The organism is Mycobacterium sp. 852002-10029_SCH5224772 (assembly GCF_001667315.1).
Lineage (GTDB): Bacteria > Actinomycetota > Actinomycetes > Mycobacteriales > Mycobacteriaceae > Mycobacterium.
In genome coordinates this window covers 75,201-88,724 of record NZ_LZHT01000085.1, presented here as the reverse complement: position 1 = coordinate 88,724, position 13,524 = coordinate 75,201, and the positions used below count along the sequence as shown (strand labels likewise).

At 69.0% G+C, this 13,524-nt stretch carries 13 protein-coding genes and 1 pseudogene; 10 read left to right on the top strand and 4 right to left on the bottom strand.

The window, feature by feature from the left end; genetic code table 11:
* Positions 1-389 (top strand): annotated as a pseudogene (locus A5775_RS24965) (DUF222 domain-containing protein); the annotation flags it as partial.
* A 46-nt stretch (positions 390-435) separates the two neighbouring features.
* Here the strand turns inward: A5775_RS24965 and A5775_RS15825 are convergent.
* Both A5775_RS15825 and A5775_RS15820 read right to left on the bottom strand, forming a co-directional pair.
* Complete coding sequence (locus tag A5775_RS15825) at positions 436-909, bottom strand: CD225/dispanin family protein (protein WP_067254095.1); 474 nt, start codon at positions 907-909, stop codon at positions 436-438.
* Positions 910-993: 84 nt separating this feature from the next.
* Complete coding sequence (locus A5775_RS15820) at positions 994-2,139, bottom strand: acyl-CoA dehydrogenase family protein (RefSeq protein WP_082953039.1); 1,146 nt, start codon at positions 2,137-2,139, stop codon at positions 994-996.
* 132 nt (positions 2,140-2,271) lie between these two features.
* Here A5775_RS15820 and A5775_RS15815 point away from each other — a divergent pair, with 132 nt between their 5' ends.
* The 3 genes from A5775_RS15815 to A5775_RS15805 are packed head-to-tail and all read left to right on the top strand — an operon-like array spanning position 2,272 to position 5,812.
* Positions 2,272-3,291, top strand: a complete 1,020-nt coding sequence (locus A5775_RS15815) for a MaoC family dehydratase (RefSeq protein ID WP_067254092.1) — start codon at positions 2,272-2,274, stop codon at positions 3,289-3,291.
* Between the two features lie 23 nt (positions 3,292-3,314).
* Positions 3,315-4,505 (top strand): CoA transferase, encoded by a 1,191-nt coding sequence (locus A5775_RS15810; RefSeq protein ID WP_067254089.1) that lies wholly within the window; start codon positions 3,315-3,317, stop codon positions 4,503-4,505.
* On the top strand, positions 4,499-5,812 hold the full coding sequence (locus tag A5775_RS15805) for an amidohydrolase family protein (protein WP_067254085.1): 1,314 nt from the start codon (positions 4,499-4,501) through the stop codon (positions 5,810-5,812). The genes A5775_RS15810 and A5775_RS15805 overlap by 7 nt, the downstream gene beginning before the upstream one ends.
* A gap of 7 nt (positions 5,813-5,819) precedes the next feature.
* Here A5775_RS15805 and A5775_RS15800 read toward each other — a convergent pair whose 3' ends face one another.
* Positions 5,820-6,719 carry an alpha/beta hydrolase gene (locus A5775_RS15800; protein ID WP_067254082.1) on the bottom strand — a complete coding sequence of 300 codons (900 nt, stop codon included), beginning with the start codon at positions 6,717-6,719 and terminating at the stop codon, positions 5,820-5,822.
* A gap of 174 nt (positions 6,720-6,893) precedes the next feature.
* On the opposite strand from A5775_RS15800, the gene A5775_RS15795 reads away from it, so the two are divergent.
* The 5 genes from A5775_RS15795 (at position 6,894) to A5775_RS15775 (ending at position 12,261) form a co-directional block, all read left to right on the top strand.
* Complete coding sequence (locus A5775_RS15795) at positions 6,894-7,622, top strand: alpha/beta fold hydrolase (RefSeq protein ID WP_067254122.1); 729 nt, start codon at positions 6,894-6,896, stop codon at positions 7,620-7,622.
* 233 nt (positions 7,623-7,855) lie between these two features.
* Entirely contained in the window at positions 7,856-8,518 is a 663-nt protein-coding gene (locus A5775_RS15790) for an SAM-dependent methyltransferase (RefSeq protein WP_067254079.1), read from the top strand.
* Positions 8,519-8,686: 168 nt separating this feature from the next.
* Positions 8,687-9,892, top strand: coding sequence for an alpha/beta hydrolase (locus A5775_RS15785; protein WP_067254076.1), 1,206 nt, complete (start codon positions 8,687-8,689; stop codon positions 9,890-9,892).
* 44 nt (positions 9,893-9,936) lie between these two features.
* The gene (locus A5775_RS15780) at positions 9,937-11,346 is read left to right on the top strand and encodes a wax ester/triacylglycerol synthase family O-acyltransferase (RefSeq protein WP_067254073.1); all 1,410 of its coding nucleotides are present in this window, start codon (positions 9,937-9,939) and stop codon (positions 11,344-11,346) included.
* A 129-nt stretch (positions 11,347-11,475) separates the two neighbouring features.
* Positions 11,476-12,261 carry a crotonase/enoyl-CoA hydratase family protein gene (locus tag A5775_RS15775; protein ID WP_067254070.1) on the top strand — a complete coding sequence of 262 codons (786 nt, stop codon included), beginning with the start codon at positions 11,476-11,478 and terminating at the stop codon, positions 12,259-12,261.
* On the opposite strand, the gene A5775_RS15770 is transcribed toward A5775_RS15775, so the two are convergent.
* Positions 12,258-12,848, bottom strand: coding sequence for a TetR family transcriptional regulator (locus A5775_RS15770; RefSeq protein WP_067254067.1), 591 nt, complete (start codon positions 12,846-12,848; stop codon positions 12,258-12,260). The two genes, A5775_RS15775 and A5775_RS15770, sit on opposite strands and share 4 nt — an antisense overlap.
* 141 nt (positions 12,849-12,989) lie before the next feature.
* Here A5775_RS15770 and A5775_RS15765 point away from each other — a divergent pair, with 141 nt between their 5' ends.
* Entirely contained in the window at positions 12,990-13,490 is a 501-nt protein-coding gene (locus A5775_RS15765) for an isoprenylcysteine carboxylmethyltransferase family protein (RefSeq protein WP_231995194.1), read from the top strand.
* Positions 13,491-13,524 lie beyond the last annotated feature (34 nt).

The following is a 13,524-nucleotide window of genomic DNA, read 5'->3' as shown; positions in this document are numbered from 1 at the left end:
GGCCCACCACTACCTAGCCATCTTCGACAACGGCAAAGCCCTGGCCCTCTATCACACCAAACGGCTGGCCTCCCCCGGCCAACGAATCGTGTTGCACGCCAAAGACCGCGGCTGCACCACACCCGGGTGCACCGTGTCGGGCTACTACTGCGAAGTCCACCACGTCACCGACTACGCCACCTGCCACAGCACCGACATCAACGACCTCACCTTCGCCTGCGGCCCCCATCACCGCATGCTCCAACCCCGCGGCTGGACCACCCACAAAAACACCCACGGCGACACCGAATGGAAACCACCCCCCCCACCTCGACCACGGCCAACCCCGCACCAACACCTACCACCACCCCGAAAAACTGCTACGCGACGAAGACGGCGGTCTCGGTTGACGTTGGAACAACGGGCTTTCGGTGTCGCAGGCTATGGGCGCTGGGCTCAGAAGCCCGAATAAGTGGTGGTTGTCGTCGACGGCAAATTCGAGACGATGAGCACGCCCGCGACGACGTAGATGAGCACGAAGATCACCGCCGCGACGACACCGACGATGGCGCCGATGATGGCCCACTTCTTGGCATTGTTGGCCGCCTCGTGCGCCTCGGCGTAGCGTCCCTGCGCCCACAGCCCGGAGACCTTGTTGGAGTAGACGATCGACACGATCCCCAACGGCAGGCAGCACAGCACCGTGCACAGGATCGCCCAGACCAGATAATTCTCGGGCTCCTGCTGGCCCTGCCAGCCCGGCTGCGGAGCCGGCCATCCCGCGGGCGGCTGGCCCGGCCACGCCGGCGGTGGCTGCGCCGGATACCCCGGCGGCGGCTGTCCTTGCCATTCCGGTTGCTGCCCTTGCCATTCCGGTTGCTGACCGGGCCATTCTGGCGAACCTCCGGGCGGCGCGGGGGGATAACTCATGGCGGCTGCCTTTCCCTTTGGTTCAGAAGTCAGGTAAATATACTCCCAACGTCATTCCCCGGCCGCGAGATTGGCGAGCCCGGGTCAGATCCCGCCCCGCGTCACCAGTTGCCGGGCAATCACATTGCGCTGGATCTCGTTGGTTCCCTCACCGACGATCATCAGGGGCGCGTCCCGGAAATAGCGTTCGACGTCGTATTCGGTGGAATAGCCGTAGCCGCCGTGGATTCGCACCGCGTTCAGCGCGATCTCCATCGCCACCTCGGAGGCGAACAGTTTGGCCATCCCGGCCTCCATGTCGCAGCGTTCACCGCTGTCGTAACGCTCGGCGGCATAGCGGGTGAGCTGACGGGCCGCGGTGAGTTTGGTCGCCATGTCGGCCAAATAATTGCCCACCGACTGGTGCTGCCAGATCGGTTGCCCGAAGCTCTCCCGCTGCTGGGCGTAGGTCAGCGCATCCTCGAGCGCGGCCGTGGCCACGCCCAGGGCGCGGGCGGCCACCTGGATACGCCCCGTCTCGAGTCCCTTCATCATCTGCGAAAAGCCTTCACCCGCAACGCCTCCCAGTATCGCCGTTTGCGGCACCCGGAACTCGTCGAATGACAGCTCGCAGGACTCTACGCCCTTGTAGCCCAACTTGGGCAGGTCCCGCGACACCGTCAGGCCAGGTCCGTGCTCGACGAGCACGATCGAGATGCCGGTGTGGCGCGGCTTGGCGTTCGGGTCTGTCTTGCACAACAGGGCGATCAGCCCGGCGCGGCGGGCGTTGCTGATCCAGGTCTTGGACCCGTTGATCACCAACCCGCCCGCGTCGTCGCTCAGCGCGGTGGTCGCCATGTTCTGCAAGTCCGAGCCGCCGCCGGGCTCGGTCAACGCCATGGTGGCGCGGACCTCGCCGCTGGCCATCCGCGGCAGGTAGGCCCGCTTCTGGTCCTCGGTGCCAAACAGCGTTAGCAGCTTGGCGACCACGGTGTGCCCACCCATCGCCCCGGCCAGGCTCATCCAGCCCCGCGCCAGCTCCTCGGTGACCCGCACGTAGCAGGGCATCGACACCGGCGAGCCGCCGTACTCCTCTGGCACGGCCAGCCCGTAGATGCCGATCCGCTTCATCTGCTCGATCCACGCCTCGGGATAGGTATTGGCGTGTTCGGCCTCGCGCACGCTCGGCTTGACCTCGCGGTCGATGAACGCCCGCACCGTGGCGACCAGCATGTCCTCTTCGTCATTCACCTGTGAGCACCTCACCGATTTGCACCGAACGTCGACTTGATGGGCAAAACCTGCGAAGCGGCATCATCAAGTCGACGTTGAGGGTCGATCCGGATTGACCCTCGATTCCACAGCCTGCCAGCATGGGGCGTTGTGACGAGTGACGGGTATGCGCGGGTTCGCGAGGGCGGACCGTACTTCGACGACCTCTCGGTCGGGCAGGTGTTCGACTGGGCGCCGTCGATGACACTGTCATCCGGCTTGGCGGGCGCGCACCAGGCGATCGTGGGCGACCGGCTGCGCCTGGCGCTGGACGCCGACCTGTGTGGGGCGGTCACCGGCCTGCCCACGCCGCTGGCGCACCCCGGGTTGGTGTGCGATGTGGCGATCGGGCAGTCGACGCTGGTTACCCAGCGGGTCAAGGCCAACCTGTTCTATCGCGGCCTGGTGTTTCACCGCTTCCCGGTCATCGGCGATTCCCTCTATACCCGCACCGAAGTGGTTGGGCTGCGCGCCAATTCACCCAAGCCGGGCCGGGCCGCAACGGGCATGGCGGCGCTGCGGATGACCACGATCGACCAGGCCGATCAGTTGGTCCTCGACTTCTACCGCTGCGGCATGCTGCCCGCCAGCCCCAATTTCGATCCCGGGCGAGAAGCGCCGCACGACGAGCTGTCCACCATCGGCGCCGATGTGCCCGGCCCGGCCCACGATCCGACGGCCCAATGGGACGGTGAGGTTTTCCGCACCAAGGTACCCGGCCCGCATTTCGATGCCGGCTTGGCGGGCTCGGTGCTGCACAGCACCGCCGATGTCGTCAGCAGCGCCGCCGAACTCGCCCGGCTCACCCTCAATATCGCTGCGACCCATCATGATTCGCGGGTCGGCGGGCACCGGCTGGTGTACGGCGGGCACACCATCGGGCTGGCGCTCGCGCAGGCCAGCAGGCTGCTGCCCAACCTGGTGACCATCCTGGGCTGGCAGTCGTGCGATCACACCGGCCCCGTGCACGAGGGCGACACCCTCTACAGCGAGCTGCACGTCGAATCCGCCGAACCGACCGAGCACGGGGGTGTGCTCGCGCTGCGGTCGCTGGTGTACGCGGTCAGCGACGCCGAGGGCGAACCGGACCGGCCGGTGCTGGACTGGCGGTTTCGCGCGCTGCAGTTCTAACGCCGATGTGCGCCACGAGCACAATGGGGGGCGTGAGCTCGGCCGCAACCAACTGGGGACGTAGCGGGCTGGCCTTCCTGACCGGCCTGCCCGACGGGCCCGCCGACTTCTCCCGCGCCCACGTGCTGTCCGGCGCGCACGAGGTGGCCGGGGTAATCGGGGCCCGCTGGGGCATCGACGTCGACGCGGCCGGGCTGCTGACCGGGCGGGCCGCCCTGCGGGGGCTGACCCGCGCCGGTCGGGTGTCACCGGGTGGTGCCACCCGCTTGCTCGCGGCGCGGGACGGCTGGTGCGCGCTCACGCTCTCTCGCGCCGACGATCTCGCCGCTGTCCCCGCGCTGCTGCAGGTCAATGCGGTGCCCGTCGACCCGTGGCCGGAGCTGCAACGGTGGGCGGCCGCCCGCGCGGTGTCCGAGATCGTCGAGCGGGCGGCGCTACTCGACGTTCCGGCGGCGGGCCTGGGCGAGGCGGCGGCCGCACCACCGCGCGCACGGCGAATCGGGCCGGCGGCACCGGCGCGCCCGCCACGGGCTCTGCTGGTCGCCGATCTGTCCTCGATGTGGGCGGGCCCGTTGTGCGGTCAACTACTGGCGCGCGCCGGGGCGACCGTCGTCAAGGTGGAAAGCCCGCGCCGCCCGGACGGCACCCGGGCCGGGGACCAATCCTTTTTCGACTGGATGAACCACGAAAAGCTCTGCTACGGACTCGATTTCGATGCCCAAACCGACGAATTACGCGAACTGCTCGCGGTCAGCGATGTCGTGATCGAAGGTTCCCGCCCGGCGGCGTTGGCGCGCCGGGGGGTCGGACCGGACGACGTGGCACCGCGAACGGGCCGAATCTGGTTGCAAATCACCGGTTATGACGGCCGCAGGCCGGGATTCGGGGACGACGCCGCGGTGGGCGGCGGCCTGGTGGGAAGCAGCGCCGAGGGGCCGGTGTTCTGCGGCGACGCGCTTGCCGACCCGTTGACCGGGCTGCAGGCGGCCCTGGCGGTGGCCGAATCCCTGGACCGCGGCGGCGGTGAGTTGATCCGGCTTTCGATGGCGGCCGTCGCCGCGAGCTACGCGGCCCTGCCGATTGGGGCGTCGGTTTCCGATGCGCCGGTGTTGGCACCGTCGGCCCCGCCGGCATCGCGGCCCGCGTCCCGACTCGGCGCCGACGACGATGCCGTACGCCACCTGGTCTGCCAAAGACGCTGTCCGTCATGCTGATTCAGCGGGCTACCCTGCTGGACGGGACGATGGCCGACCTCCGGGTGGGCGCGCTGATCGAGGAGATGGTGCCGTCGACTGAGGGCCTGTCGCCCCGGGCGGGGGAGGGCGTGCTCTACGCCGGCGGCGGCACCGTGCTGCCCGGGCTGCACGATCACCACGTGCACCTGCGCTCGGCGGCTTCGGCGCTGGATTCGTTTTTCGTCGGTCCGCCCGGGGTCAGCACCGAAGCCGAGCTCACCCGATTACTGGCGAACGCCACACCGGGGCCCGACGGGTGGATTCGCGCTGTCGGCTACCACGATTCGGTCGCCGGAGAACTCGACCGGAGCGCGCTCGACGCGATGGTCCGCAACGTTCCCGTGCGTATCCAGCACCGCAGCGGCGCGCTGTGGATCCTCAACTCCGAAGCGCTGGGCCGGGTCGGCCTGGCCGAACACCCCGACGGGCGGCTGCGCAGCGCCGACCGCGGCTGGTCGCAGGCCCTGGACCGGCGCGAAACCGACCTGGCCGAGCTCAGCCGCCGCATCACGGCGACCGGGGTCACCGGCGTCACCGATGCCACCCCCGACCTCGACGCCGACGACATGGCCTCGCTGTCGACGGCCCACGACCGCGGCGAGTTTCGGCCCCGGCTGCGCTTCTTGTCCCCGGGAAAGAAAATCTTGCACGACGACCGCCTCGACCTCGACGGCCTCACGGAATGGATTGCCCGGCAGCACAACACGGGGCAACCCGTCGCCGTGCACTGCGTGACCGCCGCGCAGTTGGTGGTGACCGTCGCGGCTCTGCGGGCGGCCGGTGGTCACCCGCAAGACCGCATCGAACACGCCGCGGTGGTGCCCGACGACAACGTGGCCGACCTCGCCGAGCTCGGGGTCACGGTGGTCACACAGCCCAACTTCGTCGCCGAGCGCGGCGACCAGTACCTCGCCGAGGTTCCCGCCGCCGAGCACGATCAGCTGTGGCGCGTCGGCGCGCTGCGCGACGCGGGGGTGCCGGTCGCGCTGTCCACCGACATGCCGTTCGGCCACGGCGACCCGTGGACGGCGATGCGCGCCGCGGTGCACCGCACCACGCCGAGCGGTGCCGTACTGGGTGCCGGCGAATGTGTCTCGCCGGCAACGGCTTTGACGATGTTTCTGGGCGGGGCGGATCAGCCGGATCGGGCACGCGCCGTGCAGACCGGACAGCCGGGGGACCTGTGTATGCTCAGTGAACCGCCGGCGACGGCGCTGGCCGAACTCGACGCCGGCATGGTGGCGGCCACTGTCATCGGCGGCGAACTGGTGTACTTCGCGATGTGACCGGCGATCAGGACGCCGGCGCGAGCGCCGCGTGCAGAATGTCGCATTGACTGCCGAAAAACTGTTGCGACACTTGAAGTTTCGGCGCGATCAGGTCGAATCCGTGGAAGGCGCCCGGGACGATCTCGACCTGGCACGGCACCCCGGCGGCTTTGAGTCGTTCGGCGTAGGCCAGGTCTTCGTCGTGGAACAGGTCGTGCGTGCCCACGCCGATCCACGCCGGCGGCAGCCCGGTCAGGTCGTCGCGCCGGGCGGGCACGGCGACCTGCGGGTCCGCGTTGCCCAGGTATGCGGCCCAGCCGAACCGGTTGCTGCGGTTGTCCCAGAGCCGGTAGTTGGCGCTGGGCGCGGTGGCCGAACTGCGGTCGTCGAGCATGGGGTAGGTCAGCAGCTGGAACGAGGGGCTCACCTCGGCGCGGTCGCGGGCCAGCAGGGCCAGGGCCGCGGCGAGGCCACCCCCGGCGCTGGCGCCGCCGATGGCCACCCGGTAGCGGTCCACCGACGGCAGTCCCGCCAGCCAGGTCAGCGCCGCATAGCAGTCTTCCAGCGGCGCGGGGTACGGATGTTCGGGCGCCAGGCGGTATTCCACCGACGCGACCGTGATGCCCAGCCGCCTGCTGAACCCGCTGCACAACTTGTCGTCCTGCCGGGCGTCGCCGATCACGTAACCGCCCCCATGGATCCACAGCAGCGCGGGCGTCGGCTCGCTGACACCCGCGGGCCGGAACAGCCGGACGCCGGCCCCCGATTCGAGGGTGATCACCTCGACGTCGCGGACGGGCTTGCCCAGACGTGACCGCCAGGCCATCGCCGCCCGCATGATGGGCAGGGTGCGGGGGCCGACGAGGCGCCGAGGGGCGAAGCGAGCGAGTTTTTGCAGGTCGGGATGAACAGCGTCGTTCGTCACCGATCCAGTATCCCCGACAGGGAAAATCAAAGGACCGCTATCGGTGTTCTATCGGCCATGACATCAGGAGGCAGCGTGCCCGCAAACGTCCCCCACCTCGCCACGCGGTTCGTCGACACGGCCCTCGGCAGGCTCAGGGTGCAGGTGAGTGAGGGAAGCGGGGACGCCATTCTGATGTGGCCCAGCCTGCTGATGACGGGCGACCTGTGGGCCGGCCAGGCCGCGCGCTTCGCCGACAGCCATCGCCTGGTGCTCATCGATCCGCCCGGCCACGGCGGCAGTGCGCCACTGCGCGCGGCGTTCAGCTTCCTCGACTGCGCGCGCTGCGTCGTCGACCTGCTGGACGGGCTCGGCATCGACCGGGCCCACTTCGTGGGCAATTCCTGGGGCGGGATGATCGGCGGCACCTTCGCCGCCCTGCACCCCGACCGGCTGCACCGCGCCGTGCTGATGAATTGCACGGCGTCCAAAGCCGGTGTTACGCAAAAGGTCCAGTACGCGACCATGCTGTGGCTGGCCGGAATCCTCGGTGGCATCCGGCCGCCGCTGACCCGCTCGAGTATCCGCGCCTTCCTGGGGCCTACCACGCTGCGCACCCGCCCGGACGTGGTCGAGACCGTGCGGGCGAATGTGACTGCGGCGAACACGGATTCGGTCCGCTGGGCGGTGCGCAGCGTGGTCTCGGCCCGGCCGGACCAGCACGCCCTGCTGGGCCGCGTAACGGCACCGGTGCTGGTGGTCGCCGGCGCGGAGGACGCCACCTTCCCGGTGGCCGAGACCCGGGCGATGGCCGAGTCGATTCCCACCGCGTCGTTCACCGTGCTCGACGGGGTGGCACACCTCGCGGCGCTGGAGGACCCCGCCCGGGTGAACGAGCTGCTGGAGTCGTTCCTGTTCGGGTGACGCGGCGCCGCGACACATCTATCGAACCGAAACGTCCGCCGGCACGTAGCCCTAACGGGCCCGCAGGCCCGCAAGGCAGTGGATTAACCGAGCCGCGATCGGGGTATCGGTGCAATGCTGGCGAACGTGCTTGCCGTCAGCTTGTTGGGGTTTGCCGGCTCGTGTTCGCGACGTCCCGCCTGGGGCCGAGCGTCTGCAGGCCGCCCGATCGGCCGCGACGCAAGGGGCGTGACATGCTGGGGCAACTTTACGATCGGGCACTTGGCGGGGAGCGATGTTGGATCCGTCATGACGACGGCGAACTGCGGCCGCTGCCGGCGCACCGCTGGCTGGGGGTGCGATGCCCCCCGAACGGCTCAGGCCTATCCGGTGACGCCGTCGACGAGGTCTTCGACGAGGCCGTCACGCAGATGTGCACCGGGCCGACCATCGAGCTGGGCTGCGGTCCGGGGCGGTTGGTGGCGAGGCTGATCCAGCGGGGCATCCCCGCGCTCGGTATCGACCGGTCCGCGACCGCGATCCAGCTGGCGGGTCGCGGCGGCGCGCCGGCCCTGTTGGGCGACGTGTTCGAGGAGCTGCCCGGAACGGGCTTGTGGCAGACGGTGTTACTGGTCGACGGCAACGTCGGGCTCGGGGGTGACCCGCGGCGCATCCTCGGGCGCGCCTTCGAGCTGCTGGCCCGCGGCGGCCGGTGCGTCGCCGAATTCGAAGCCGAGACCATCGGCATCCATTCGCGCTGGGTCCGCCTCGAGTCGTCGTGCGAGGTCGGGCCCTGGTTTCGCTGGGCCACCGTCGGGGTGGACAGCGCCGCCGCGCTGGCCGCGCAGGTGGGACTGACGCTGACCGGCGTCCGCCTGATCGGCGACCGGGTGATCGCCAGCCTGGCGGCGGTCTGAGCGTGTCGCGCACAGCTAAATCCACCGCACGCAGCGAACCGCCAAATGCCTTTCAAACAGGGTGAATAACCCATTCAGCGACACGCTCGGGCAAAGCGGGATCGCAACCATAGCCGGTTCTACGTAAACGTGAGTTTCGGCGGCCTGGCCGGGGGTACAGTTCCCGGCATGACGGCGAACCGACCGGGCATCACACCCTGGGTGAAATGGTTGCTACGGGCCGGTCCCAGCGACTATGCAATGGCGCTGAGCGTGGCCGGGGCGTCGCTGCCGGTCGTCGGCAAGCACCTCGAGCCGCTGGCCGGCATGACCGCCATGGGCGTGTGGGGCGCACGGCACGCGCCGGAGGCGATTTCGGCGGCCACCAAGGACTGGTTCACGCCGGGCATCAACGACGCGCGGCGCCGGGACCGGGAGAGCACACAGCAGGTCGCGCTGGCCGCGCTGCGGGGTCTCGTGTCGGCGGCCGATCTCGAGACGGACTGGCCGGTGGCCGAACGGACGCCGCCGATCTGGGACGGCCTGCGCCAGCGCCGCCACCTGTATCGCCGCGGCGTCCGCTACGGGGACCACCCCGCGCAGATGCTCGACGTCTGGCGGCGCAAAGACCTTCCACCGCAACCCGCGCCGGTCCTGATCTTCCTGCCGGGCGGCGCCTGGGTGCACGGCAGGTGCATGGGTCAGGGGTCCGCCCTGATGTCACGGCTGGCCGAGCAGGGGTGGGTGTGCCTGGCGGTCGACTACCGCGTCGCGCCGCACCACCGCTGGCCGCGGCACATCGTCGACGTCAAAACCGCCATCGCGTGGGCACGCGCCAACGTCGACAAATTCGGCGGCGACCGCAATTTCGTTGCGATAGCGGGGTGTTCGGCCGGCGGCCACCTGAGTGCGCTGGCCGGGCTGACCCCCGACGACCCGCAGCATCAGGCGAAGTTGCCCGAGGGTGCCGACACATCGGTGGACGCGGTCGTCGGGATCTACGGCCGCTACGACTGGGAGGACCGCTCGACGCCGGAGCGGGCCCGGTTCGTCGATTTCCTGGAGCGCGTCGTGGTGAGGAAGTCGATCGCCCGCCACCCCGAGATTTTCCGTGCCGCCTCGCCGATCGCCCGCGTGCACCGTAATGCGCCGCCCTTCCTGGTGATTCACGGCAGCAAGGACAGCGTCATCCCCGTCGAGCAGGCGCGCAGCTTCGTCGAACGCCTGCGGGCGGTGTCGCATTCGACCGTGGGCTACCTGGAGTTGCCCGGCGCGGGCCACGGATACGACCTCATCGACGGCGCGCGCGCCGGTGCCGCCGCACATGTCGCCTCGCTATTCCTGAACCAGGTTTATCGCGCCAAGACACGGATCGGGGCAAAAGAGGTTATCTGAGCTGGCGCCGCTGAGTATGGTCCGTCTATGGGCAAGGGGCAGCGGTGAAGAGGCTTAGCGGCTGGGATTCGGTTCTGCTGTACAGCGAAGCACCGAACGTGCACATGCACACCATCAAAGCCGCCGTCATCGAACTGGACGCTGATCGGCGTTCCCTGAACGTCGACGCGTTTCGGGACGTCATCGGCGGCCGGCTGGGCAAGCTTGATCCGTTCTGCTACCAGCTCATCGAGGTCCCGTTCAACTTCCACCACCCGATGTGGCGGGAGAACTGCGAGGTCGACCTCGACTATCACATCCGCCCGTGGCGGGTGGCGCCGCCGGGTGGCCGTCGCGAGCTGGACGAGGCGATCGGGCAAATCGCCAGCACCCCGCTCGACCGCAGCCGCCCGCTGTGGGAGATGTACTTCGTGGAGGGCTTGGCCAACAACAGGATTGCGGTCGTCGGCAAAATTCACCACGCCCTCGCCGACGGGGTCGCGTCGGCGAATTTATTGGCCCGCGGCATGGACCTGCAGCCGTGCCCGGAGGGCGGACCGTACATGTGCGACCCACCGCCCACCACGCGGCAGCTGATGGTCTCGGCGTTCGCCGACCATGTGCGCCATGTCGGGCGGCTGCCGCACACGATCCGCTACACCGCGCAGGGCGTCGGCCGGGTGCGCCGCAGCGCACGCAAATTCTCCCCGGAACTGACGCGGCCGTTCGAACCGCCGCCGACGTTCATGAACCACAAGATCACCCCGGAGCGGCGGTTCGCCACCGCCACGCTGGCGCTGGCCGACGTCAAGGAGACCGGCAAGCGGCTCGGGGCGACGATCAACGACATGGTCCTGGCCATGTCGACGGGAGCGTTGCGCACCTTGCTGTTGCGCTATGACGGCAAGGCCGAACCGCTGCTGGCCTCGGTGCCAATGAGTTTCGACTTCTCACCCGAGCGGATCTCCGGCAATCGTTTCACCGGCGTGCTGGTGGGCCTACCGACCGATTCCGACGATCCACTGGAGCGGGTGCGGTGCAGCCACGAGAACGCCATCGCCGCCAAGGAAAGTAACCAGCTGATGGGACCGGAGCTGGTCAGCCGGTGGGCGGCCTACATGCCGCCCGGCCCCACCCGGGCATTCTTCCAGTGGGCGTCGGGCCGCGATGGCCACAACAAGATCCTCAACCTGAACATCTCCAACGTCCCCGGGCCGCGGGAGCGCGGCCGGGTCGGCGGGGCACTGGTCACCGAGATCTATTCGGTGGGCCCGTTGACCGCCGGCAGCGGGCTCAACATCACCGTGTGGAGTTACGTCGACCAGCTCAACATCTCGGTGCTCGCCGACGGGGCCACGTGCAAGGACCCGCACGAGGTGACCGATGCCATGGTCAACGACTTCATCGAAATACGCAGGGCCGCAGGTATTTCGGAGAAGCTCACCCCCGTCGAAGCCGCAATGGCGCCGGCCTGATCGGCTCGGCCGGGTCGGGGAGCGCGCCCGGCGGTAACCCGAATCTCTGCGGGACGTTAACGCCATTCCCGCCGACCGTTACCATCGGTCCGACAGGAGCCACCGATACCTGAAGGAGCTGGGCGGCGCGTGAGCAGCGAAAACCAAGAGGCCAACGAGCCCGAAGTCCTGGTCGAACAGCGGGACCGGATTCTCATCATCACGATCAACCGGCCGAAGGCCAAGAACGCGGTCAACTCCGCGGTGGCCAACGGCCTGGCGGCCGCCGTCGACCGGCTCGACGACGAACCCGGACTGTCGGTGGGCATCCTCACCGGGGCGGGCGGCTCGTTCTGCGCGGGCATGGACCTCAAGGCCTTCGCCCGCGGCGAACTGCCCATCGTCGAGGGCCGCGGCATGGGCTTCACCGAACGCCCGCCGGTCAAGCCGCTGATCGCGGCGGTCGAGGGCTACGCCCTGGCCGGCGGCACCGAACTGGCGCTGGCCACCGACCTGATCGTGGCCTCCAGGGACTCGGCGTTCGGCATCCCAGAGGTCAAGCGCGGCCTGGTCGCCGGGGGCGGCGGGCTGCTGCGGCTGCCGCAGCGCATCCCGTCCGCGATCGCCATGGAACTCGCATTGACCGGTGAAAACCTGAGCGCGGAGCGCGCGCACGCGCTGGGGATGGTCAACGTCCTCGCGGACCCTGGATCGGCGCTGGACGCGGCGATCGAGCTGGCCGAGAAGATCGCGGCGAACGGGCCGCTGGCGGTGGCCGCCACCAAGCAGATCATCGTCGAGTCCCGCGGCTGGAGCCCCGAGACCATGTTCGCCGAGCAGAACAAGCTGCTGGCGCCGGTGTTCTCCTCCAACGATGCCAAGGAAGGCGCTATCGCCTTCGCGGAGAAGCGCCCGCCCAAGTGGACGGGCACCTAATCGGTCAGATAGCGCTGCAGCGTCGGCCCTAGCCAGCCGACCAGGTCCTCGACGGTGGTCGACGCGAGCGGCTCGATCTTCAGCTGGTAGCGCGCGAAAGCGAGCCCGGCCAGGTGGCTGGCCACCAGCTCGACCCGTAGCTCGGCGTCGGCCACCCCGAATTCCGAGGCGACCCGCGTGGCGATTGGGCCGGCGAGGCTGTCGTGCAACACTTTTCGCGCCTCGGGGTGGATCGCTGCCGAACGCCACAGCGTCAGGAACGGCTCGAAGACGGCGCCCTCCTCCCAGTGCTCGAGGAAGCGTCGCACCAGCCTTTCGCCGATCCGTTCGGTCCCCTCGTCGAGCAGCGTGGCCAGCTGGTGCAACGGGTGCTCGGGACCGGTCAGCGTGGACGCGGTGAACAGACCTTCCTTGTTGCCGAAAAAGTAGTAGACCATCGCGACGTCCACACCGGCGTCGGCCGCGATCGCGCGGACGGTGGCCCGCTCGTACCCGTCGCGCATGAAGCGTTCGCGCGCCGCGTCGATGATGCGCTGTCTGCTCAGTTGACCGGTGCGCCACCGGCCGGCGCGCCCCGCTGTTGGCATGCGCACCAGAATACTTCAACAAACGTTGGCGAATGCCGTCGCGCGGCGGTACGGTGGTTGTTGAACGAACGTTGAAGTATTCGACTGAGGAGGTCTTCGATGGTGACGAGGACGCGACGACGCCTGTGGTGGCGACACCTGATGTCTGTCCTGCTGTTCCCGGTGACGGTGACGCTCGTGGTGCCGGCCCTGATCGTGGGCCCGGCAGGCGTGCGCGCGCCGCACCTGGACGCCGCGCTGACGGTCGGGCTGATCACGGTCGGCTGCTTACTGATCGCCGCCGGCTTGGCCCTGATGATTTGGACCAACCTGCTGTTCGACCGGGTGGGCGAGGGGACGCTGGGGCTGGGCAATGTGATGGGAGAGCCGGTCCATCTGGTCGTGCGAGGCCCCTACCGGCACGTGCGGAACCCGATGATCACCGGCGTGCTGTGCATCCTGCTCGGCGAGGCGGCCGTCACCGCGTCGGGCTCGCTATTGCTCTGGTTCGCAATCTTTTTCACGTTCCAGGCGATCGCCATTCGGTTCTGGGAGGAGCCCCATCTCACCGAACGCTATGGCGGTGAATACGTCGACTATCGGGGCAACGTGCCGCGCTGGATCCCGCGCGTCTCGGCCTGGGATCCGCCCGTTCGTTGTTGAGGCGGTGGCGAAGCGCCCAGCACCGATCGCAACT